This is a genomic window from Winogradskyella sp. MIT101101, assembly GCF_047126865.1.
Taxonomy (GTDB): Bacteria; Bacteroidota; Bacteroidia; order Flavobacteriales; family Flavobacteriaceae; genus Winogradskyella; species Winogradskyella ouciana.
Genome location: NZ_CP138982.1, coordinates 744,325 through 767,500, shown reverse-complemented (window position 1 = coordinate 767,500; position 23,176 = coordinate 744,325). Strand labels below are relative to the sequence as shown.

At 36.1% G+C, this 23,176-nt stretch carries 19 protein-coding genes, 2 rRNA genes and 1 pseudogene (1 of these 22 cut by a window edge); 7 read left to right on the top strand and 15 right to left on the bottom strand.

What is annotated here, in order from left to right; all coding sequences use genetic code 11:
• Positions 1 to 1,902 (top strand): 23S ribosomal RNA (locus SIB89_RS03525); it begins 922 nt to the left of the window's first position.
• Between the two features lie 133 nt (positions 1,903 to 2,035).
• Positions 2,036 to 2,144 (top strand): 5S ribosomal RNA (rrf, locus tag SIB89_RS03520).
• An 85-nt stretch (positions 2,145 to 2,229) separates the two neighbouring features.
• On the opposite strand, the gene SIB89_RS03515 is transcribed toward rrf, so the two are convergent.
• The 13 genes from SIB89_RS03515 to SIB89_RS03455 form a co-directional block, all read right to left on the bottom strand.
• Positions 2,230 to 2,466 carry a DUF6095 family protein gene (locus SIB89_RS03515; protein WP_412561187.1) on the bottom strand — a complete coding sequence of 79 codons (237 nt, stop codon included), beginning with the start codon at positions 2,464 to 2,466 and terminating at the stop codon, positions 2,230 to 2,232.
• The gene (gene murQ, locus SIB89_RS03510) at positions 2,453 to 3,265 is read right to left on the bottom strand and encodes an N-acetylmuramic acid 6-phosphate etherase (protein WP_412561186.1); all 813 of its coding nucleotides are present in this window, start codon (positions 3,263 to 3,265) and stop codon (positions 2,453 to 2,455) included. Before murQ ends, SIB89_RS03515 begins: the two co-directional genes overlap by 14 nt.
• Before the next feature lie 123 nt (positions 3,266 to 3,388).
• Entirely contained in the window at positions 3,389 to 4,204 is an 816-nt protein-coding gene (locus SIB89_RS03505) for a DUF4249 domain-containing protein (RefSeq protein ID WP_412561185.1), read from the bottom strand.
• A gap of 3 nt (positions 4,205 to 4,207) precedes the next feature.
• On the bottom strand, positions 4,208 to 6,583 hold the full coding sequence (locus tag SIB89_RS03500) for a TonB-dependent receptor (protein ID WP_412561184.1): 2,376 nt from the start codon (positions 6,581 to 6,583) through the stop codon (positions 4,208 to 4,210).
• 61 nt (positions 6,584 to 6,644) lie between these two features.
• Entirely contained in the window at positions 6,645 to 8,864 is a 2,220-nt protein-coding gene (locus SIB89_RS03495) for an NADP-dependent isocitrate dehydrogenase (protein ID WP_412561183.1), read from the bottom strand.
• A gap of 873 nt (positions 8,865 to 9,737) precedes the next feature.
• Positions 9,738 to 10,088, bottom strand: coding sequence for a 50S ribosomal protein L19 (rplS, locus tag SIB89_RS03490; protein ID WP_155087154.1), 351 nt, complete (start codon positions 10,086 to 10,088; stop codon positions 9,738 to 9,740).
• A 232-nt stretch (positions 10,089 to 10,320) separates the two neighbouring features.
• Entirely contained in the window at positions 10,321 to 10,998 is a 678-nt protein-coding gene (gene trmD / locus SIB89_RS03485; protein WP_412561182.1) for a tRNA (guanosine(37)-N1)-methyltransferase TrmD, read from the bottom strand.
• A 125-nt stretch (positions 10,999 to 11,123) separates the two neighbouring features.
• The gene (locus SIB89_RS03480) at positions 11,124 to 11,561 is read right to left on the bottom strand and encodes a GNAT family N-acetyltransferase (RefSeq protein WP_412561181.1); all 438 of its coding nucleotides are present in this window, start codon (positions 11,559 to 11,561) and stop codon (positions 11,124 to 11,126) included.
• 95 nt (positions 11,562 to 11,656) lie between these two features.
• The gene (locus tag SIB89_RS03475; protein ID WP_412561180.1) at positions 11,657 to 12,283 is read right to left on the bottom strand and encodes a tRNA (guanine-N1)-methyltransferase; all 627 of its coding nucleotides are present in this window, start codon (positions 12,281 to 12,283) and stop codon (positions 11,657 to 11,659) included.
• A gap of 133 nt (positions 12,284 to 12,416) precedes the next feature.
• Positions 12,417 to 13,160 (bottom strand): LVIVD repeat-containing protein, encoded by a 744-nt coding sequence (locus SIB89_RS03470; protein WP_412561179.1) that lies wholly within the window; start codon positions 13,158 to 13,160, stop codon positions 12,417 to 12,419.
• Between the two features lie 5 nt (positions 13,161 to 13,165).
• Positions 13,166 to 13,684, bottom strand: a complete 519-nt coding sequence (locus SIB89_RS03465; protein ID WP_412561178.1) for a hypothetical protein — start codon at positions 13,682 to 13,684, stop codon at positions 13,166 to 13,168.
• A 154-nt stretch (positions 13,685 to 13,838) separates the two neighbouring features.
• Positions 13,839 to 15,287 (bottom strand): glyceraldehyde-3-phosphate dehydrogenase, encoded by a 1,449-nt coding sequence (locus tag SIB89_RS03460; RefSeq protein WP_412561177.1) that lies wholly within the window; start codon positions 15,285 to 15,287, stop codon positions 13,839 to 13,841.
• Positions 15,288 to 15,426: 139 nt separating this feature from the next.
• A complete protein-coding gene (locus SIB89_RS03455; RefSeq protein WP_412561176.1) occupies positions 15,427 to 16,839 on the bottom strand; it encodes a S1C family serine protease in 1,413 nt (470 codons plus the stop codon).
• A 152-nt stretch (positions 16,840 to 16,991) separates the two neighbouring features.
• On the opposite strand from SIB89_RS03455, the pseudogene dapF reads away from it, so the two are divergent.
• The 5 genes and pseudogenes from dapF to SIB89_RS03430 all read left to right on the top strand — a co-directional run bounded on the left by dapF (position 16,992) and on the right by SIB89_RS03430 (position 21,017).
• Positions 16,992 to 17,770, top strand: a pseudogene (gene dapF / locus SIB89_RS03450) (diaminopimelate epimerase).
• The gene (locus tag SIB89_RS03445) at positions 17,764 to 18,288 is read left to right on the top strand and encodes a GNAT family N-acetyltransferase (RefSeq protein ID WP_273292610.1); all 525 of its coding nucleotides are present in this window, start codon (positions 17,764 to 17,766) and stop codon (positions 18,286 to 18,288) included. Before dapF ends, SIB89_RS03445 begins: the two are co-directional and overlap by 7 nt.
• A gap of 3 nt (positions 18,289 to 18,291) precedes the next feature.
• On the top strand, positions 18,292 to 19,335 hold the full coding sequence (gene mltG / locus SIB89_RS03440; protein ID WP_412561175.1) for an endolytic transglycosylase MltG: 1,044 nt from the start codon (positions 18,292 to 18,294) through the stop codon (positions 19,333 to 19,335).
• Between the two features lie 2 nt (positions 19,336 to 19,337).
• Positions 19,338 to 20,243, top strand: coding sequence for a DUF2279 domain-containing protein (locus SIB89_RS03435; RefSeq protein ID WP_412561174.1), 906 nt, complete (start codon positions 19,338 to 19,340; stop codon positions 20,241 to 20,243).
• Positions 20,244 to 20,360: 117 nt separating this feature from the next.
• Positions 20,361 to 21,017, top strand: coding sequence for a peptidoglycan-binding protein LysM (locus SIB89_RS03430; protein WP_155087167.1), 657 nt, complete (start codon positions 20,361 to 20,363; stop codon positions 21,015 to 21,017).
• Here the strand turns inward: SIB89_RS03430 and SIB89_RS03425 are convergent.
• A complete protein-coding gene (locus SIB89_RS03425; RefSeq protein WP_412561173.1) occupies positions 21,014 to 21,730 on the bottom strand; it encodes an SAM-dependent methyltransferase in 717 nt (238 codons plus the stop codon). The two genes, SIB89_RS03430 and SIB89_RS03425, sit on opposite strands and share 4 nt — an antisense overlap.
• The gene (locus tag SIB89_RS03420) at positions 21,730 to 23,133 is read right to left on the bottom strand and encodes a PQQ-dependent sugar dehydrogenase (protein ID WP_412561172.1); all 1,404 of its coding nucleotides are present in this window, start codon (positions 23,131 to 23,133) and stop codon (positions 21,730 to 21,732) included. The genes SIB89_RS03425 and SIB89_RS03420 overlap by 1 nt, the downstream gene beginning before the upstream one ends.
• Positions 23,134 to 23,176: the final 43 nt, after the last annotated feature.

Sequence of the window (23,176 nt, the reverse complement as noted above, 5' to 3'; positions counted from 1 at the left end):
CCAATTCCTGACAAACTCCGAATGCTATAAAATGATGATCAGCAGTGAGGGCATGGGTGCTAAGGTCCATGTCCGAGAGGGAAAGAACCCAGACCATCAGCTAAGGTCCCCAAATGTATGTTAAGTTGAATAAACGAGGTTGGATTGCACAGACAGCTAGGATGTTGGCTTGGAAGCAGCCATTCATTTAAAGAGTGCGTAACAGCTCACTAGTCGAGCGATCCGGCATGGATAATAATCGGGCATAAACATACTACCGAAGCTATGGACTTGTAAAAGTGGTAGGGGAGCATTGTAGTGTCGTCGAAGGTGTACTGCGAGGTATGCTGGAGAAGCTACAAAAGAAAATGTAGGCATAAGTAACGATAATGCGGGCGAGAAACCCGCACTCCGAAAGACTAAGGTTTCCTCAGCTATGCTAATCAGCTGAGGGTTAGTCGGGACCTAACGCGAACCCGAAAGGGGTAGTGGATGGACAACAGGTTAATATTCCTGTACCTGCTCACGCTAAAAGTGACGGAGGCGAATAGTTAGTGCGCACTGACGGAATAGTGCGTTGAAGCCAGTGGTAACACGGCGATAGTACACTGAGGCTACGGCCAAGGTGATAATCTAGCGAATCGACTTCCAAGAAAAGCGAGTGAAGCAGCCCGTACCCTAAACCGACACAGGTAGTTGGGATGAGAATTCTAAGGAGCTCGAGAGATTCATGGCTAAGGAACTAGGCAAAATAGACGCGTAACTTCGGGAGAAGCGTCGCCTGTAGCAATACAGGCCGCAGTGAAAAGATCCAAGCGACTGTTTATCAAAAACACAGGGCTCTGCTAAATCGAAAGATGACGTATAGGGCCTGACACCTGCCCGGTGCTGGAAGGTTAAGTGGAGGGTTTAGAGGTTTACCTCGAAGATCTCAAATGAAGCCCCAGTAAACGGCGGCCGTAACTATAACGGTCCTAAGGTAGCGAAATTCCTTGTCGGGTAAGTTCCGACCTGCACGAATGGTGTAACGATTTGGATACTGTCTCAGCCATGAGCTCGGTGAAATTGTAGTATCGGTGAAGATGCCGATTACCCGCAGTGGGACGAAAAGACCCCGTGAACCTTTACTATAGCTTAGTATTGGCTTTGGATAAGTAATGTGTAGGATAGGTGGGAGACTTCGACCCTGCGTCGCCAGGCGTGGGTGAGTCATTGTTGAAATACCACCCTTTGCTTATCTAGAGTCTAACCTCTGATCAGGGACAGTGCTTGGTGGGTAGTTTGACTGGGGTGGTCGCCTCCAAAAGAGTAACGGAGGCTTCTAAAGGTTCCCTCAGCACGCTTGGTAACCGTGCGCAGAGTGCAATGGCATAAGGGAGCTTGACTGAGAGACATACAGGTCGATCAGGTACGAAAGTAGAGCATAGTGATCCGGTGGTTCCGCATGGAAGGGCCATCGCTCAAAGGATAAAAGGTACTCCGGGGATAACAGGCTGATCTCCCCCAAGAGCTCACATCGACGGGGGGGTTTGGCACCTCGATGTCGGCTCGTCACATCCTGGGGCTGGAGAAGGTCCCAAGGGTTGGGCTGTTCGCCCATTAAAGTGGCACGCGAGCTGGGTTCAGAACGTCGTGAGACAGTTCGGTCTCTATCTACTGTGGGCGTTAGAAATTTGAGTGGATCTGACTCTAGTACGAGAGGACCGAGTTGGACCAACCTCTGGTGTACCAGTTGTTCCGCCAGGAGCATTGCTGGGTAGCTACGTTGGGAAGGGATAAGCGCTGAAAGCATATAAGCGCGAAACCCACCACAAGATGAGATTTCTTTAAAGGGTCGTGGAAGATGACCACGTCGATAGGCTACAGGTGTAAAGGCGGTAACGTCATAGCCGAGTAGTACTAATAACCCATAGGCTTATTGTACGCCGTTCTTTTTATAGGTACGAATTCTATTAAATAGATTTCCAGTTAATTATCATATATCCAATGACGATTCGTCGTCTTTTTCAATATGTCAACAATATTAGTGTTGTATATGTTTATAGCAACCAAGACTTAAGGTGGTTATAGCGACGGGGCTCACCTCTTACCATTCCGAACAGAGAAGTTAAGCCCGTTTGCGCCGATGGTACTACTATCTGTGGAAGAGTAGGTCGCCGCCTTTTTTGAATCCCGATTCTTACAATAAGAATCGGGATTTTTTTCGTTTATAGAGTTGTCGATTTTTAAAATTAGTAGAAAATAGAAGTGCTACTTCTTCTTAAATATACTATCCAAAATAGTATTAAGGCCTTTGAAAAGAAAGTAAATAGCAGATGCACAAAGGATTGCAGCAACAATAAGTATAGGTATATATAGTGATTTTTCTTGATTGGAAATTGCAATATGCATCATAAATGGCCCTAAAAACATTAATAAAAGGCATAAAGCCATTTGCCTGATACCTTTGGTCAATATTTCTTTGTCTGTTCTGTTATTTTCGTCCATAAATGATACTTTGTCTAACACTTTTATGTTCTTGAAGTAATTTTGAGGCTTCTTCTTGAGAAACATTTAATTCGTTCATAATCATTTTAATACCTCTGTTTACTAGTTTATTATTGCTTAATTGCATATCTACCATTTTATTGCCTTTCACCTTTTTTAATTGAATCATGGTAGTAGTAGTAATCATATTCAATACAAGCTTTTGAGCTGTACCAGCTTTCATTCTAGAACTTCCGGTTAAAAACTCTGGACCAACAATAACTTCTATAGGATATTGAGCAACCAAGCTCAAAGGGCTATTTTTATTGCAAGTAATGCAGCCAGTAATAATATTTTCTTCATTACATTTTTTTAAAGCGTGCACAACATAGGGTGTGGTGCCCGAAGCTGCAATACCAATTACAATATCATTTTGTGAAATGTTGTATGATAGCAAATCTTGCCAACCTTGTATTGTAGAATCTTCAGCATTTTCTACAGCTTTTCTAATGGCGCTATCTCCTCCAGCAATCAAGCCAATGACCAAATCATGGGAAACTCCAAAGGTTGGAGGACACTCTGATGCGTCCAGTATTCCTAATCGGCCACTTGTTCCAGCGCCAATATAAAATAGTCGTCCACCTTGCTTAAGTTTTGTTACCACTTGGTCTATTAAAGCCTCAATTTGCGGTAATGCTTTTTCTACTGCCAAAGGAACCGTTTTATCCTCTTTATTTATATTGGATATAATCTCATTAATTGTCATTTTTTCGAGATTATTATAGTTGGAATCTTGCTCTGTTGTCTTTATAAAATCCATAGTATAAAGGTAGGAAAAAGTTTTATTTGTAGGTGTGCGTTAGCGGTAAAAGCAGCATCCTCTAACGGTGAACCGTTAGAGATATAGCGAATGACGCGACCCTTGGGTAACGCCATAACTATTTTACTCTACTGTATAAATAATTTCATCTACTTCTGACAGTCTAAAATATCCAAATGGGTAATTATCTGGATCGGTTTCATTAATACAATTACCTCTCACGGTTGCAGGTTGTGTTTCAAAAGGGCCACCTCCTTCATCGCTACTTTGTTGTAGCAATATGAACATAAACTCATAAAAACGTTCTGAAACTCCATAATTGCGAATGGTAACTACGTCTCCTGCTTCAAGATCTTCTTCTGTGTAATATCCAAAAATTTGATTTCCGTTTGTAAATTCATCATCATAAACTTCTAGAGTTGGAACAACCGAAATGTCACTTATAAACTCGAAAAAATAATAATTATCTTCATTTTCTGGATCCGTATAATACGCTTTAAGTTCAATATCCTCTCCTGTAAAGCCTCCGTCATTGTTTTGTTCAATATAATCAATTGGCGTTACAGATTTTAAGGTTTCGGTTGCTTTATAAATTTCATTATTATAATTGACTGTAAGTGTGTAAATTCCATCTATTATAGGAATAAAATTATTATTTAGGTAAATACCTGTATCATTATCTTCTGTAAAACTAAAAACATTGTTGTTCTCGTCCGTAATAACGACCATTGCACCATTGGCTGGCACAACATTTTCATCAAAGAACGGAGCAGATAAACTTAATTTTATGCTTTGCTCATTGCCTGCTGTATTTTTAAACCAGTTAATTGAAGCTTCTATAATTAATCTTGGCTCAGCTTCATTGAGGTCTATATCAATAACGTCTTCGCATCCAAGGCAAAAGGTTAATATCGTTACTATGTAAAATATCCTTTTCATGGGCTAAAATTTAAAATTATAAGAAACAGAAGGAACAATACCAAAAATTGCAAGCCTAACAGCTTCGTTAGTTCCGGTTATTCTATTTTCACGAAATGAAATACTCGCCGCGTTCCTGCGGTTATAAATATTATAAATCCCAAATACCCATTCCGCTTTAAATTCCTTCTCACTTTCTGGTTTTGGGTTATAGTTTACAGCAATATCTAGTCGATGATATGATGGTAATCTACTAGAGTTTCTAGATTCATAACTAGGTATAACAATACCATTATATGCATACTGACCATTAGGGAATGTTGCTGGTTGGCCTGTTTGAAATAAAAAATTAGAGCTGAATGTCAATTTTTTATTGAGTTCATAATTTGCTGTTAATGATACATCATGAGTTTTATCAAAGGCTGTATTATACCAATCACCATTATTTATTCCAGACTCAACTGCCGTTCTGCCTGGCGTTTTTTGTTCGGATTTAGATAGTGTATAGGCTAGCCATCCTTTTAATTTACCCTCATTTTTTCTTAATAGAATTTCGAGTCCGTAGGCTCTTGCTTCTCCGTTTAAAATAACTTGTTCTATGGCATTGTTCGCAATAAGGTCTGCACCGTCTATATAGTCAATTCTGTTTTTTATTTTTTTGTAGAATGTTTCAACTTCTAACGAAAACAAATTATCTTCAAATGATTTGAAGTATCCCAGCGCCACCTGATCTAACATCTGAGGTTTTACATATTTACCACTGGGTGTCCAAACATCTAATGGAGTAGGTGAGCTAGTGTTAGACAACAAATGTAAATACTGATTCATACGGTTATAGCTCGCTTTTACAGATGAATTGTCAGTAAGTTGGTATGCGATTGAAACCCTAGGTTCTATATTCGAAAAGGATTCAATGACGTCGCTTCTCTTAAATGTTTCTGTGCCAATGGGTTCAGCTTTTTCGTAAATCCCAATATCTTCATTGTAAATTACAGGATTGTCATTTTCATATACATTTAATTCATCTTGGCCCAAACGATGAAATGTACTAAAACGTGCACCATAACTCACCGATAATTTATTGTTTAGTTTATGCTCAGCATCAAGATACAGCGCATTCTCAAAAGCATATTTGTCTATGAGTTTAAAAGGATTAATACCAGAAGTTTCAGTAGTAGGATTTATCTCTCCTGGGTTGAATTTATAATAAATACTATTTAAACCATATTCAAGCTTAAAGTTGTTATTGATGTAGTGTTTAAAATCGTATTTAAGGTTAAAATTTCTGATACCAGACTCCCAGTCAAATTCCACAAACGTGAGTTCTAATCCATAATAGTAATCTGAATAGATGAGTGATAAGTTTGAAAATATTTTATCTGAAAACAAATGATTCCACCTAAAATTTAAAACCGTATTTCCATAGGTGTTTGCGAAACTATTGGCTAATTCAAAGACATCACGTCCAAAATAACCGGAAAGGTAAATGCTGTTATTTTGATTGAATTTGTAGCTCAATTTTGTATTGAGATCGTAGAAGTAGGCAATGTTGTCTAAATCGAATAGTGGTAAGAATAAATGAGCATAACTACTTCGACCACCAATTAAAAAGGAACCTTTGTCTTTTTTTATGGGACCTTCTGCCAACAACCGACTTGATATTAGTCCAACTCCACCATTCATGTGAAATTCACTACTGTTACCTTCCTTTTGATAAATATCCAAGACTGAAGACACGCGTCCTCCATATTTTGCGGGAATTCCACCTTTATACAATTTTATGTCCTTTATAGCATCTGGATTAAAAACTGAGAAGAACCCAAACAAGTGCGAAGAATTAAAAATTGTAGCTTCATCTAAAAGAATAAGGTTTTGGTCTGCAGCGCCTCCTCTAACATTGAATCCAGAAGAGCCTTCACCAGCATTGGTAACACCAGGCAATAGGGTTATGGATTTTATAACGTCAACCTCTCCAAGCACGACAGGCATTTGTTTTATGGTGTTTATAGAGAGTGCGTTAACACTCATTTGAGGCTTTTTAATATTCAGTTTTTCAACATCTTCTTTAATTACAACCTCATCGAGACTTTCGGCAGATTCTAAAAGTTTAAAGTTTTTGGTGATGTCTTTATTGAGTATAATAGTTTCTGAAATCGTCTTATAACCGAGATAGCTAATCTGAATTTCATAACTGCCCTCTGGTAATGTAATAGAGTAGAAGCCATATTCATTGGTCATGGTACCTGATTGAATTTTTGGCACGATGATATTAACACCTATAAGAGTTTCGTTACTATCGGAGTCCGTGATGGTTCCGCTAAGAGTAAATCTTTCTTGTGCTGAAAGTAAAAGAGAAAAGAAGATTAAAACGAAAAAAGTTTTGGCAATTCTACCGTTCATGATAAATATTTGGACACCATAAAAATAAAAAAGCTTCATTTTGAATGAAGCTTTTTTAACTTTAGTTTATAATAGAATTTAATGTATTGCTTGGTCGCATGGCATTACTTACTAATAACTCATTAGGGTAGTAGTAGCCATCAATATCTACGGACACGCCTTGTATAGTGATTAATTCATCTAAAATTTTGGCTTCGTGTGCTTGTAAATCCCTAAATATCTTAGTGAACTCATGTTTTAGGTCTAAATCTTTATCTTGGTTTGCTAACGCTTCCGCCCAGTACATTGCCAGATAAAAATGACTACCTCTATTATCTAGTTCGTTTACTTTTCGAGATGGACCTTTTTTATTTTGAAGTAGTTTTTCGGTAGCATCATCTAGGGCTTCACCAAGAATTCTTGCTTTTTCGTTATTGTTAACTTCAGCATAATGGTCTAGTGAAACTGCCAAAGCTAAAAACTCACCTAATGAGTCCCAACGTAAATGGTTTTCTTCAACAAATTGCTGAACGTGCTTAGGTGCAGATCCACCAGCACCAGTTTCAAATAGTCCACCACCATTCATTAATGGTACAATGGAAAGCATTTTGGCACTGGTACCCAATTCTAAAATTGGAAATAAATCCGTAAGGTAGTCTCTCAGTACATTCCCTGTTACAGAAATTGTGTCTTTTCCGGCTTTTACACGTTCTAAGGTAAATTCAGTAGCCTCGATAGGAGATAAAATTCTAATATCTAAATTACTAGTATCGTGGTTAGGTAAATACTGATTTACTTTTTTAATCAATTCAGCATCATGAGCTCTGTTTTTATCCAACCAGAAAACAGCAGGTGTTTTAGAGGCTCTAGCACGTGTAACAGCTAATTTTACCCAGTCTTGTACAGGTGCATCCTTTACTTGGCACATTCTCCAGATATCTCCAGTTTCAACAGCATGACTTGTTAAAACATTTCCATCTGCATTAATCACTTCAACTTTTCCGTTAGAAGCAATTTCAAAAGTTTTATCGTGCGACCCATATTCTTCAGCTTTTTGAGCCATAAGACCAACATTTGGTACTGTACCCATTGTAGTCGGATCAAAAGCACCATGCTTTTTACAAAAATCTATAGTAGCAATGTAAACACCTGCATAACTACTATCAGGTATAATAGCTTTAGTGTCTTGTTGTTTACCTTCTTTATTCCACATCTGACCAGAAGTACGAATCATCGCAGGCATTGATGCATCTATGATAATGTCACTTGGTACATGAAGGTTGGTGATCCCTTTATCTGAATTTACCATAGCTAAATCTGGTCCATTATCAAAAGCAGCATCAATATCTGCTTCGATTTCTTCACGTTTAGCTTGTGGCAGTTCCTCTAGATTATCTAATAAGTTTCCGAAACCATTATTAACATCAACACCTATATCTTCAAACGTTGCAGCATGTTTTTCAAAAACAGGTTTAAAATATGTTCTCACGGCATGACCAAAGATGATAGGGTCAGAAACCTTCATCATTGTTGCTTTCATGTGTAATGACATTAAAACATCTTGAGACTTAGCATCTTTGATTTCTCTTTCTAAGAAACTTAATAATGCTTTTTTGTTCATTACTGTAGCATCTACAATCTCTTTAGCCTGTAAAGCCAAATTGTCTTTTAATACAGTTTGGTTGCCGCCACTATCTGTGTGAACGATTTTTACAGTAGTAGCCTTATCAATAGTAACAGACTTTTCGTTATGAGCAAAATCACCTTCACTCATTGTAGCGACATGCGTTTTAGAGTCAGAAGACCAAGCTCCCATACTGTGTGGGTTATTCTTGGCATTATTTTTAACAGCTTTTGGTGCACGTCTGTCTGAGTTACCTTCTCTTAAAACCGGATTTACTGCACTACCTTTAACTTTATCATAGCGCGATTTAATCTCTTTCTCAGTATCACTTTTTGGATCTTCAGGATAATCTGGAAGTTTATAGCCCTTAGATTGTAATTCTTCAATGGCATCAGTCAACTGAGGAATAGAAGCACTAATATTGGGTAATTTAATAATATTCGCTTCTGGCTTTTTAGCCAATTCACCTAACTCTTCTAAAGCATTTGGAACTTTTTGTTCATCGGTTAAATAATCTGGAAAAACAGCTAAAATTCTAGCTGCCAAAGAGATGTCTTTGGTTTCTAGAGTTATTCCTGAAGATTTTGTAAAGGATTGAACAATTGGTAAAAAAGAACGAGTTGCTAAAGCTGGTGCTTCATCTGTTTTTGTATAAACAATCTTTGCTGTTTTGGTCATAGGTCGTTAAAAATAAAATGATTGTGCTGTGCTTAATTTTAAGCTGTGCAAATATACAAAAACAGTAGCGTTTTGTTGGTATGAGATTGATAAGAGCTTTCTGAATTTATTGAGGATTTAATAAAAATTGTAATGAAAAATGAAAATCCACACTTAATCCAAATATTGAAGGGATTATAGCGCTAGTGATTGATTGGACCAATAACAAAGAATGCACTATAAAACAAAAAGCCATATCACTACAGAAAACTGCGCTGACATGGCTTCTCTTTGAAACAGTACTACTACGACTTATTTAGTATTACACTAACTCAGCTGTATGGCTTTCGCCATCATCCTTTTCAGTTCAAGCGTTGCTGTTTCGGTGAAACGTTTCATATCTTTCAAAATGTATTGACTTGATACTACTTTGCTTCTTAAGACTTGTTTTTCTTGATGTTTTCTTTTTTACCATTCACTTGCGTGTTTGTTACGTCTAAAAACAATGCTCATCCCTTTCGCGTTCACTTTCGATTCCGTTACTTCTTCAAAGCTTTCCACTTAAAGTTTATAATCTACAAAGTATATTATAATACTTAAGCTTCTTGGCTAGTTACACAGCACTTGCCTACACAAGCAACTCACTAACCTCAAAAAACAATCTCAATATATAAAGAACGTTACTTTATTACAATTTAACATAAATTCAAAATTTCTTTTAAAACCAAACTGAGTTTGTTGTTAATTGTTTAGCTAAAGTATATTTATATTGCGAATGTGCAAATTATTTTAGCAGTTAGATATGCACAACTTATAAACCGAACTTATTAACAAAAGTTAATAACGAAAAAAGCCTTCAATTTTGAAGGCTTTCTCTGTAATATGTGTGTTAGATTATTTTCTAACTTCTTTAATTCTTGCTTTTTTACCAGTAAGACCTCTAAAGTAGAATATACGTGCTCTACGTACTTTACCTCTTTTGTTGACTTCGATTTTCTGTAAAGCTGGCAAGTTAATTGGGAAGATACGCTCTACACCAATTGTTCCTGACATTTTACGGATGGTAAAAGTTTCTGAAGTTCCTGTTCCTTTACGTTGTAATACTACACCTTTAAAGAACTGAGTACGTGTTTTACTTCCTTCTTTAATCTCGTAATACACGGTAATTGTATCACCTGCGCTAAAGTTTGGAATATCTTTTCTGGTTACAAATTCGTCTTGTACAAATTTTACTAAAGAATCCATGTTTTCTCTTTTATAATGGTTGCTTTATACCAACATTCACGATTTTCGCCAGAGGTTAATCTAAAGTGGGTGCAAATATAGTTAAAAAGTACAAAGTAAAAAGTACAAAGTGAAAAGTTTTTTATTGCTGTATAGGTGTTTATTTGTGAAGTCGTTTATTTGTTTATTCGATGATTGGTTTTGCTCATTAATCATTATTTATCACTTATTATTCATCAATAGTCATTCGTAATTAATCATCCAAAAGATCTGGTCGTCGTTCTTGGGTTCTTTTATAGGCTTGCTCTTCGCGCCATTTTTCTATTTCTCCAAAATTACCACTGAATAACACTTCCGGGACCTTCATACCTTTATATTCTCTGGGTCTGGTATAGATTGGTGGTGCCAATAAATTATCCTGAAACGAATCCGTTAGGGCAGAGGTCTCATTGCCCAATACACCAGGGATTAACCTTATTACTGCATCACATAAAACGGCAGCTCCCAACTCACCTCCAGACAACACATAATCGCCAATTGAAATTTCCCTGGTAATAAACTTATCACGTACACGCTCATCCACACCTTTATAATGACCACAAAGAATAATGATATTCTCTTTCAATGATACTTGGTTGGCAATACTTTGGTTAAGACGTTCACCATCTGGCGTCATATAAATAATCTCATCGTAATTACGTTCTTTTTGTAAACCAGAAATACATTTATCAATAGGTTCTATCATCATTACCATACCAGCACCGCCACCAAACTGGTAATCGTCAACTGATTTATAATTGTCGGTTGTATAATCCCTGAGGTTATGAAAGTGAACTTCTACCAAACCACCATCAATAGCACGTTTAAGGATTGAGGCCTCAAACGGACTTTTTAAAAGTTCTGGTAAAACAGTGATGATATCTATGCGCATTACAATTTTTTAATAGTATGCAAAGGTAGGTTTAATTGAGATATTTTGAGAAAAGTATTTTATCGACATTAAATGAGGTTATCTTTTTAATTTTTACGAAGTCAAGTGATCATTTAGTTACCTATTCATCTGGTCTTCCAAAAAAAATGCAAGTCAGTATCTGCTTCAAACCCTAATCTTTTATACAATTTTTTTGCAGGATTATCGTGCGCCGTTTGTATGGCTAAACCTTTGTTATTTTCAGAAATGCAAAGTTGTTTGGCTTTGTTTATTAGGGCTTCACCAATGCCTTGTCCTCTGTAATTAGAGTCTGTAAATAGATCGTTGAGTAAATACATGGGTTGCATGGATACGGAAGAGAGCAGCGGATAGAGTTGTGTAAAACCAACAGCCTTAGAATCTACATAAGCCATAAAAATTATTGAGTCTTGATTTTTAAAACGCTCTATTAAAAATTGACGTGCACCTACTTCGTCTGAAGCTTGCTTATAGAACATTCTGTAGCCATTAAACAATATTACTAAATCTTCTAAGTGGTCTATATGTGCTTTAATTATGTTCATAAAAAAATCCGCAATTAAAATTACGGATTTAAAATATAGTTTTATTAGTGATTTAATTTCATTTGCATTTTGACTGTGCTCAATGAGACAGCATATTATGCCTTATTCTTATTAATCTCATCTTGGAGCTGACGCCTTACCTTTTGCTCGCGCTCTAGGGCATTTCGTCTGTGCTCTTCAAATTCCGTCTCTACTTCCTCGAGTTTATGTTTAGCTTCTCGCGTTGCAGAGTTACTGCCTTTAAACTTATAAATAAAGAATAGTAAGAATGCTGTAAGTGCAGCAATTATCGTCCACATAATAATATTGTAATTGGTTTTGCTGGTCTGCATTCCCAATAATGCCATATTGTTTTTTTCTTCGTTGGTTTGGTTTAACGTGGTTTGTGTGTTGCCAAGCTTTGCTTGTAGGTCTTCAATTTCTTTGGCCTGATTAGCAACGGTGTTTTCAGAATTCTCTAATTTTTTATAGGTTGTCTTTAAGGAATCCAATACGTTGGCTTTTAGTTTTAAAAGCCAAGCCTGTTTAACGGCTTCGTAAGGTTGGCCGTTTGTGCCTTTAAAATTTCCAGACTTTCTAAAAACATACTCAAACTGGCTATCTATATTACCGCTGTTTAATGATAGCTGTTCTTCTGCATCATTATTGTTCGTTTGTCCATTTACAGATTGTAGGCTATATGTAACTATAAGAATTACAGCGACTTTGGTTAAGAATTTCATCTTAAAATAATTTTGGTTGTATAAGATTAATTAAGGTGCCAAGATAATGAATTTATGTGCATATCATAAATAATTACCTAACAAATAGCCTCTCATTTCCGAGAGGCTAATTATATACGAAAGGAATATCTTTTTAGATGTCTATAGTACTTAAATGATTGATATTTGTAATATCACTACTGTCTAAACTATATTGGTACAATCCGTTTTCACCTATTAAGACTAAAATACCATTGTTAATGATGACATCAAAACTGTTAACGTCAAGAGATGTTACTAGTTCAGATTCTTCTGGGTTTGAAACATCAAACACTTTAACTTCATCATCACATACAAATAAATAATCTCCATAGAGCCCAATACCAATAGGTCGTGTTAAGTTTCTAGAGGACACTAATACTGGATTGGTGATTTCCGTAACATCATAAATTTCTAAGACATTAATATTTACACCACAGCCAATATTGGTATGTAAAGTAACAAAGGCATGGGTTTCATTGGCAACAACAGGATCGCAAGCCGTAAAATGTTGTACATCCGACATATAAGTTGGTGTTTCCGGATTGTCAATATTATAAATGTACATACCGTTTCTAGAACCCATATAAAGATAGTTCTTGTAGTTAAAAAGTGTTTCTATATTAAACCCAATTGGTACCGTATTAACCTGTACTGGGTTTTCCCTGTCCGTAATACTGAATACATTGAGGTTAGAGTCATCCACGACGTATAAATAGTCCACATAAAGTGCAAACCGAGCCAATGAGCCTCCTTGTCCTGTTTCCGAAAATGTATTAGCGTCGTTAGACGATGTGCTATCTGAGCTACAGCCTAATAAGACCAATGCTATAATTATAGTTGTATATATTTTTCTCATGGCTGTTAGTTTATAAGTTCCCAATCTACAATAACTTCATTGTCCTCTATCGGATAATATATAACACCTTCTGGCGACCATATCTGAGGAAATACATTCTCTAAACGCTTTGTTATGGTTAACGTTTCTGTAGCTTCGTCAATTTTAAAAGCTATTAAATCTGTTGCATTATTGGCGTATAACACATCTTCTTTAATACTTAAATCTGAAGAGCCTAAAACTTTAATGAAACCAATATTTATGGGATTTGTAGGATCGGTATTGTTTATTAAATGAAATCCTTGATTCACTTCATTAACAAAAATGAAGTTGTCCTTAACATAGATTTTACCTGAGTTTTCGATAGTTCTTGGAGTGTTTTCTAGAATAGTTGAAGCTTCAAAGTCAGAGCGCTGCATAATCACTGGTTCATAAGAACCAGTAGGGAAGGGGTCAATATCGTCAGCATCATCACTTCCCCAGCCAATACAGGCCTGAAAAAGTAAAGAGGATGTCACCGTGAGCAACAAAAAGAATTTTTTCATAATTAAATTGAGAGGTTTAGTTTCTTAATAGATGCGAACTTTCCTAAATGGTTGCGTTGAATACCAGGTTAATTTCAAAATTCATTCCGTATAAAACAAAAAAAAAATCTTGCCGTTAGACAAGATTTTCTTCTTTTTTCTTTTTCACAAAGATCTAATAGTAAGCATAGCGTCTTACTTTAGAAATATATTTCGCAAGTCTAATAACCTGATGACTGTAACCATATTCGTTATCGTACCATATATATAAGATAACGTTTTTACCATCACCTCTTACAATTGTGGCTTTACTATCGTAGATAGATGGTGCAGAACTTCCGACAATGTCACTAGACACAAGCTCGTCGCTCATTTCGTATTTTATTTGCTCTACCAAGTCTCCTTCAAGAGCATATTTTTTCATGATGGTATTCATGCTCTCAACAGAAGTTTCATTTTCTAATTCTAAATTTAGAATTGCCAATGATCCATTTGGTACAGGAACTCTAATGGCGTTAGAGGTTAGTTTACCTTCTAAAGTTGGTAAAGCTTTGCTTACAGCACTTCCAGCTCCGGTTTCGGTAATAACCATGTTTAAACCTGCGGCTCTACCACGTCTGTATTTTTTATGGAAGTTATCCACTAAGTTTTGATCGTTGGTATAAGCATGAATCGTCTCTAAGTGACCAGATTTTACTCCAAATGAATCTTCGACTGCTTTTAAGATTGGAGTAATAGCGTTTGTTGTACAAGATGCGGCAGAGAAGATATCTACTTTATCAGGATTGTGCTCTAGGTGGTTTACACCATGTACAATATTTGGTACTCCTTTTCCTGGTGCTGTTAATAAAACCTTACTAACACCTTTAGCCTTTAGATGTCTACCTAAAGCTGCTTCGTCCCTAAATGCTCCAGTATTATCAATCACTAAAGCTTTATCAATGCCATATTTGGTGTAATCTATATCTTCAGGCGCATTTGCTGAAATAATATTAACCGTAGTTCCGTTAATTATAAGCGCGCTATTTTTTACATCAACGCTTACGGTACCAGAGAAATCTCCGTGTACAGAATCGTTTTTTAAAAGTGAAGCACGTTTCTCTAAAACCGTTTGATTGATTTCGCCACGTGTTACAATAGCTCTTAATCGTAATTGATTGCCTTTGCCAGTACGTGTCATTAACTCACGTGCTACCAAGCGACCAATTCTACCAAAACCATAAAGTATAACATCTTTTGGTTCAATGGCTTTTCTTTTCTTTGCCTCTCCCAATTTGGCAGAAACAAATGCTGTGGCATTGTCGTACTTTTGGTCTTCTAAGTGATATTCATATGTTAACTTACCAATATCTAACTTTGCTGGTGGTAAGTTTAATTTTTTGATGGCTTGAGCAATCTCAACAGAATCAAAAATAGAAATTGGCTTCTGAACAAATTCACCTGCATACTCGTGCAAGTTTAAAATTTCGCTCACCTTTCTGTCAATTAATTGATTTCTGAATAAAACAAGCTCAATGGAATTGTCATACCAAAGGTCGCTTATAGTTTTTATAAACTCAACTGTTGCTCTGCGACGGTCTGCTTGAAACGCTAACTCTTTTTCGTAAGTGTCGTTAAAACCCATTTTGTTTTGGTTTAGTGGTTTTTAAATTTTGCGCAAAAATACATATTTCAAACGTTTTCGTAACGCTTTTTACCGAAAATAAAAAACCCTTTAAAGAATATTTCCTTAAAGGGTTTTTCAGATTTAATTTTTGATTGATTTATCTGAAATTGTAAACTACTTTTTCGCCTTCTTTATTAATGACCTCAATTTGAAGTGGGTCATTAAACTTTCGAGTTCTAAGTGCGTTTTGAGCATCATCCACCGAATATAATTTTTTACCGTTAATTTGGGTGACAATACTGCCTTCTTCAACTCCATTTTTTCTCCAATAGGATTCCAGTTCTGGATAATCTGATAATTTGGTCAGTTTTAATCCGTAGTCTAAGTCATATTTTTTTAATTCTTTTTTCGGAATATTCTTAACTGTACCAATTGTAGGAATTTCTAGAATAGAATTCTTTAATAGTGTTACAGGTACCACTTTTTCATTGTCATCCCTGATTAATGTAACATCAACAATGTCATTTGGGCTTTTGGTCTTCAAATAACCCGAGAGGTCAGAGAATTTATTAATTTCCACTCCATCAATCTTTTTTATAATATCTCCTGATTTTAATCCAGCCTTCTCAGCTCCGGTATCTTCTGTAATTTCACTAACATAAAAACCTTCGGTAATATCGGTTCCTATTTGTTCTGCTGATTTTCCATTTAATGAAAACCCTTGCACACCAAGAATTCCATTTTGAACATTTCCAAACTCCATGATATCGTTCACAATTTTTCGGGCAATGTTGCTTGGTACAGCAAATGAGTAGCCAATGTAAGAACCATCCCTAGAGGAAATAGCTGTATTAATGCCAATTAAATCTCCATTGGTATTAACCAAAGCACCACCAGAGTTTCCTGGATTTACAGCAGCATCAGTCTGTATAAAAGACTGAAGATTTCTACCACTTAAATCTCTAGATTTTGCACTGATTATTCCTGCGGTTACGGTAGAATTTAAGTTAAAAGGATTACCAACAGCCAAGACCCATTCGCCAATTTTTGCATTGTCGGAGTCACCAAATGCCATAAATGGTAAATCTTCATCTGCTTCAATTTTAATAAGCGCAATGTCGGTAGCTTCATCAGTACCGATTAGTTCCGCCATGTAAGACTTGTTGTTGTTTAAAGTAATGCTAATCTCGTTGGCATTCTGTATAACATGATTATTGGTAACAATATATCCTGTAGGTGAAATAATTACTCCACTACCAGTACCTACTTGTGCACGCTGAGAATTGCGACCAAAAAATAAATCTTGCATGGTCATTGGTGCAGATACAATTGCCGTATTTTTAACGTGTACTACTGCATCTATTGACTTTTCTGCAGCTTCTACAAAATTCGGAGCTATGTTAGGTGAGTTATTTAAAGTTGTATTTGTTGGAACATATATTGGTAAATCAGAAACCTGTTCTACGGCCAATTGTTCCTTATCTTCTTGTTCGACAAAAAGCTTGTAACCTCCTAAAGTCAGCAGGCCACCTAATGCAGAAACGAATACTAAAGTTAAAATCTTCTTCATAATTTCATAGGGTTTATGTTTAACTATTTAACGTTTAAAGTTAGATATTTATTGAATTTCATTTTCCATTTTAACGACTATTTAACGCCAACTTTAACGACGTTTTAACACCTTATTTTCCTTGCTATTATTCTTATATTTGTTTCCAGAATATGGCAATAACATTTTATAAATATCAAGGCACCGGAAACGACTTTATCATAGTTGATAATCGTTTACTAGAAATCGACAAAAATAATACCAAACGCATTGCAGAGCTGTGTGACAGACGTTTTGGCATTGGAGCGGATGGATTCATCCTGCTAGAAAATGACAAAAATTCTGATTTTAAAATGGTATATTATAATTCTGATGGCAATGAGAGCAGTATGTGCGGTAATGGTGGTCGTTGCATGACATCTTTTGCAAAGTTCTTGGGCATCATTGAGGGTAAAGCAGAATTTTACGCTATAGATGGTTTGCATAAAGCAAGCATTGAAGAGGACATAGTACATTTACAAATGCAAGATGTAACCACCGTTGAAGTATATGAAAAACACCTTTTTCTAGATACAGGTTCTCCTCATCATGTAGAAATGGTATCAGATATTGAAAATTTTGATGTGAAGAACTGTGGTTCTACTATTAGATATGGAGAGCCTTATGGTAAAGCTGGAAGTAATGTGAATTTTGTTGAACAAATATCTGATAACAAGTTTGCTGTAAGAACTTACGAGCGTGGAGTAGAGGACGAGACCTTATCTTGTGGAACGGGAGTCACTGCAGTAGCACTAGCAATGCACAAAAAGGTAAGACAACCAGTAATGAAGTAACCCTAATAACACCAGGAGGCGAACTAAGGGTGAAGTTTGAAAACAATGAAAAAGGGTATAACAACGTTTGGTTGATTGGGCCTGCAACACAAGTTTTTAAGGGGAAGATAGAATGGTAAGATTAAAAGGCGAACATATCTATTTAAGAGCCTTGGAACCAGAGGATTTGGAATTTGTACACAAGGTTGAAAATGATACTGCACTTTGGCATTTAAGTGATACTCAGACACCCTATTCTAGGTTTTTGATTAAGCAATATCTCAAAAATGCCAAGCAAGATATTTATGAAGCTAAACAATTGCGTTTAGCTATATGCACAAATGATGACAATACAATTGGTCTGATAGACGTTTTTGATTTTAACGTTAAAAACAAACGTGCAGGTATAGGAATTTTAATTAAAGATGAGCCTAATAGGAGCAAAGGCTATGGTAAGGAAGCACTGCAAATACTGGTGAATTACTGTTTTGAAGCGCTTCATTTGCATCAGGTGTTTGCAAATATTTCAGAAAACAATGAAGCCAGTTTAAAACTGTTTGAAGGTAGCGGCTTTAAAAAAATAGGATTAAAAAAGGACTGGAACTTTGATGGAAAGCAGTTCTCTAACGTGTATATATTACAAAACATTAAAGAGTAACACATGTATATAAAAAAGATACTATGGGCAATAGCCTTAATCGGTTTGGTGATTTTTGCAGTCATTGCCTATTATATTTATGGAGCAATGTTTCAGCCCAATACCGCTTTTAACAATGAAACGGCCTATATCTATGTACCTACCAATGCAAGATATTCTGAAATAAGAGAGCAATTAGAACCTTTGTTAGATGATATCGAAACGTTTGATGCTTTGGCGCGTCAAAAAAAATACACTTCAAATATAAAGGCTGGGCGTTTTGCGATTGAAAAAGGAATGAATAATAACGAAATTATTAATTCAATTAGAAGTAAAAACCTACCTCTTAAAATAGCATTCAACAATCAGAACAGTTTAGAAGATTTAGCGGGAAGAATCAGCACACAGATTGAAGCTGATAGTTTGTCGTTAATCAATGCTATGACAGACGAGGATTTTTTAAGTGAGAATGGATTTACACGTGCTACAGCATTGGGCATGTATTTACCAAATAGTTATGAATTCTTTTGGAATACCTCTGCAAAAAATTTCAGGGATAAGATGCTAAAAGAATACAACCGATTTTGGAACGACAATAGAAAAGCTGAAGCTGAAGAATTAAACCTTACACCCAATGAAGTTATAACCTTGGCCTCTATTGTACATGAGGAATCTAAACAAGCTGACGAACAGCCAAGGGTAGCAGGAGTTTATCTCAACCGATTACGAATAGGCATGGCGCTACAGGCAGACCCAACTCTTAAATTCGCTGCCTACCAATTACCAAAATACAAGAATACAGTTATCAGACGTGTATTAAATGTACATAAAGAAATTGATTCACCTTATAATACCTATAAAAATAGAGGGTTACCACCAGGACCAATTGCCATGCCAGATTTATCCGCGATAAAGGCAGTTTTAAATCCTGAAAAGCATAGTTACCTTTATTTTGCTGCAGATGCCAAGCGTATTGGTTACCATAGGTTTGCTAAAACTTTGGCTCAGCATAACAATAATGCGAGGGAATATCAAAGGTATTTATCGTCTCAAGGTATCAATAGATAGATTTGAAATGGGCAAAATTCCATATCATTTTTATATGTTGCGTTTCAGGTTCACTCTTTTCACAATCTAAACTCAATCAATTTCTAAAGCCAAGTGATACTTTAAACAAGCCAAGACGCAATGCTGTTATCATTTCTGAAAGTTCTTTGGCGACTTTAGCTCTCATAGGCTTAGACCAATTATGGTATGCGGATTATCCTCGTTCTAGATTTAAAACCATTAATGACAGTGGCGAATGGTTACAGATGGACAAATTTGGTCATGTCTTTTCATCATATCAATTAGGTAGAATAGGGGCTAATACACTCAATTGGGCTGGTATTAGCAAAAAAGATCAGTTGTTATTTGGTTCAACTTTGGGTTTGGGTTTTTTAACAGCGGTTGAGGTTATGGATGGCTTTTCTGAAGAATGGGGTTTTTCATGGACGGATATGGTTGCAAACGTTACTGGTACTGGGCTTTACATTGGGCAAGAATTACTTTGGAAGGAACAAAGGATACTATTAAAATATTCATTCCATCGTACGGATTTTGCCAAACAACGACCAGATAAATTGGGGAATGGTTTGTTTGAAGAATTTTTAAAAGACTATAATGGTCAGACTTATTGGTTGAGTGCCAATCTCAATTCCTTTTTTAAAACAGATTATATTCCAAATTGGTTAAATTTAGCTTTTGGTTATGGCGCAGATGGAATGTTAACCGGTGATCCTAATGATCCTTTGTTTTTAAACCAAAATAGAACACGCCAATACTACTTGAGTTTAGATATAGACCTAACCCGAATTAAGACAAATTCCAACATCTTAAAAACCATTTTTGACGTTTTTAACGTAATTAAGATTCCTTTTCCAGCAATTGAGTTAAATAGTGAAGGTCGCCTAAAGATGCATTATTTCTACTTTTAACAAGTATTAATAACTGTTAATCGGTTGATTTTCAGTATTTAAATAAATGTCGTATATTTGCACGCGAATTTAGTAAGACCTTTTGGGGAAAGTTTTGCTAGTTTAAAATTAGCTGTTATGACAAAGAATAGCATTAAAAAATTTTTATTACCATTTGCAATTTGTTTATTAGTTGCAATGGGATTATATCCAGATTCTACGCTTAATACAGAGTTGTATTCTACAGAAGGGTTAGAGCTAGATTATAATATTTCTGCAGAATTGGCAATGGCAGATTTTTCAAAGGAATCTAAGTCAAATATATTCTCACCTCACTTGGGTAAATCTTTTGAAGGCTTTAAAGAAGCATTGGCTTTTAAAGAGTCTAGAGGTAATTACTTTACAGTAAATACATTAGGTTATTTGGGTAAGTATCAGTTTGGTTCCGAAACGTTGAAACTTATTGGAATCTACAACCCAAATCAATTTTTATACAATCCAGAATTGCAAGAAAAAGCATTTATTGCTAATGCGGCGCGTAATAAATGGATTTTAAGAAAAGATATTAAGCGTTTTGATGGAAAATTTATTGCTGGTGTAAAAGTGACCGAATCTGGTATTTTGGCTGCTGCTCATCTTGCAGGACCAGGTAGTGTTAAAAAGTTTCTTAGAAGCTATGGTGGCAATAATGTTGCTGATGCCTATGGTTCAACCCTTAAATACTATATGAAAAAGTTTTCTGGTTACGATACTTCTATAATTAAGCCAAATAAAAAAGCTAAAGCCAGACTTTAATCTTTTTGTATAATAAAGATAGCTGGTCTCTTATGTAGATCTTCTTTGTTGTGTTTCCAATCTTTGGCAGACATTGTCTTTATAAATTCAGTAGGTAGGGTTAAATCGCAAGCAACGCAAACTCTGGTTTGAGGTTGAAGTACACTAGACAAATCATCAAGCATTTTCATGTTTCTGTATGGTGTCTCAATGAAAATCTGTGCTTGATTATGTTCGGATGAAAATCGTTCTAAAGATTTTAGTTTAGACTTCCGCTCACCTTTATCTATTGGTAAATACCCATTAAAGCAAAAACTTTGACCATTCATCCCAGAAGCCATAAGTGCCATTATAATTGAAGACGGACCAACTAAAGGCACCACTCTTATATTCATTTGATGTGCCAAACTTACAATGTCAGACCCAGGATCTGCAATGGCAGGACAACCAGCTTCGGAGAGCAACCCTATGGACTCACCTTCTAAACATGGATTTAAAAAAGTGTTGCGCTCAGCTTCCGTAGTGTATTTATTGAGTATGCTTAGTTTTAATTTAGGCTGGGATTTACCTGGTGATATACGTTTTATAAAACGCCTTGCTGTTTTTTCATTTTCTACGATGTAGTAATCTATATCTTCGATTACTTTTTTTATTGAAATAGGTAACACCTCTAGTGGCGGATTGTCACCTAAACGTGTTGGAATGAGATATAGCTTACCAATTGTCTTACTCATTACTGTATAACAAGTTTATGGGTTATTTGTTCTCCGTTGTCAGCACGGATTTGCAATAAATATAGACCTTGCGACAATTGCGATGTGTTGATTTTTTGAACCGCATCAGAACTTTTATTTTTACTATTTATAATCTTGCCTTGTAAATCAAAGATTGTCATTTCGCTTTTTATGGTAGCATTCACTGATGAAAAATCAATTGTGATCTCATTTTCTGCCGGGTTGGGATAAATAGCAACATTGTTCAAATCAAAATCTTCTGTGCCAAGTGAGGTATCCACCAGCTTACTAATGTCCCCTCCAAGAGAGCATATATAAAGTTCTCCATTGATGTCTTCCCCAAAAGCGACCAAACTTCCTGAAAACCCTTCAAAAGTTGAGTTCCATGTTCCGTTTTCAAATTCTATATAACCTATTTCTTGGGTGCAAACATCTGCAAAGAAATACAATCCATTAAAACCAGGAAATTCTGATCCTCTGTATCTGTATCCTCCGGTAATTGAGCACCTACCACCAGAATGTGCATATTCGGCTACAGGAAATGTTAAAGAGCTCATAGGTGGACAACCAGATGTGTTGTAGGTATTATTACCTTCATAACATCTCCAGCCATAATTGAGGCCTGCTGAAGTTGATGGTGCATTGTTTATTTCTTCCCTTGCGCTTTGCCCTACATCAGCAATCCATATATCGTCATTCAAACGGTCAAAGGAAAATTTCCATGGATTACGTAACCCATAGGCCCATATTTCTCCTCTGGCACCAGCAGTGCCAACAAATGGATTGTCTGCTGGGATTGCGTATGGGTTAGACATAGTTGAATTATTAACGTCTATACGTAATAATTTACCTAGTAAAGTTCCTAAATCTTGACCGTTATCTTGTGGGTCGCCTCCCGAACCTCCATCTCCACTTGAAATGTACAGGTAACCATCTGGCCCAAACTGCAATTCACCACCATTATGATTTGTGAATGGTTGTGTATATGTGAGGATTATCAATTCAGAATTAGGATCTGCTTGTGATGAATCCGTACTACTACGGGTAAATCGGGACACCACAGTTTCATTATCAGTCTGTCCAACTACGTCTCTGGTGTAATTAACAAAAAAATAACCGTTTGTGGCATAATTAGGATGAAAGGCCAAACCTAAAAGTCCCTCTTCACTACCTCCACTTTCTACACGCGCCTCAATATCTAAAAACGGTGTAGTGTTTACAGAACCATCAGCATTAATGATTTTAATGATCCCGTCTTGCTCAGCAGCAAACAATCTATCGTCTCCAGCATGTTTAAGATTAACAGGTCTGTCTAGTCCAGATGCGAATAATTCCAATTCTAAATCTTGCGCATTGCCTAAGGCGAAGCATAGGCAACATATAAGTATGGTAATGTTTTTCATATCATTTTTTTAAGAAAGTTGTGACACTAAGATACAAAAAATA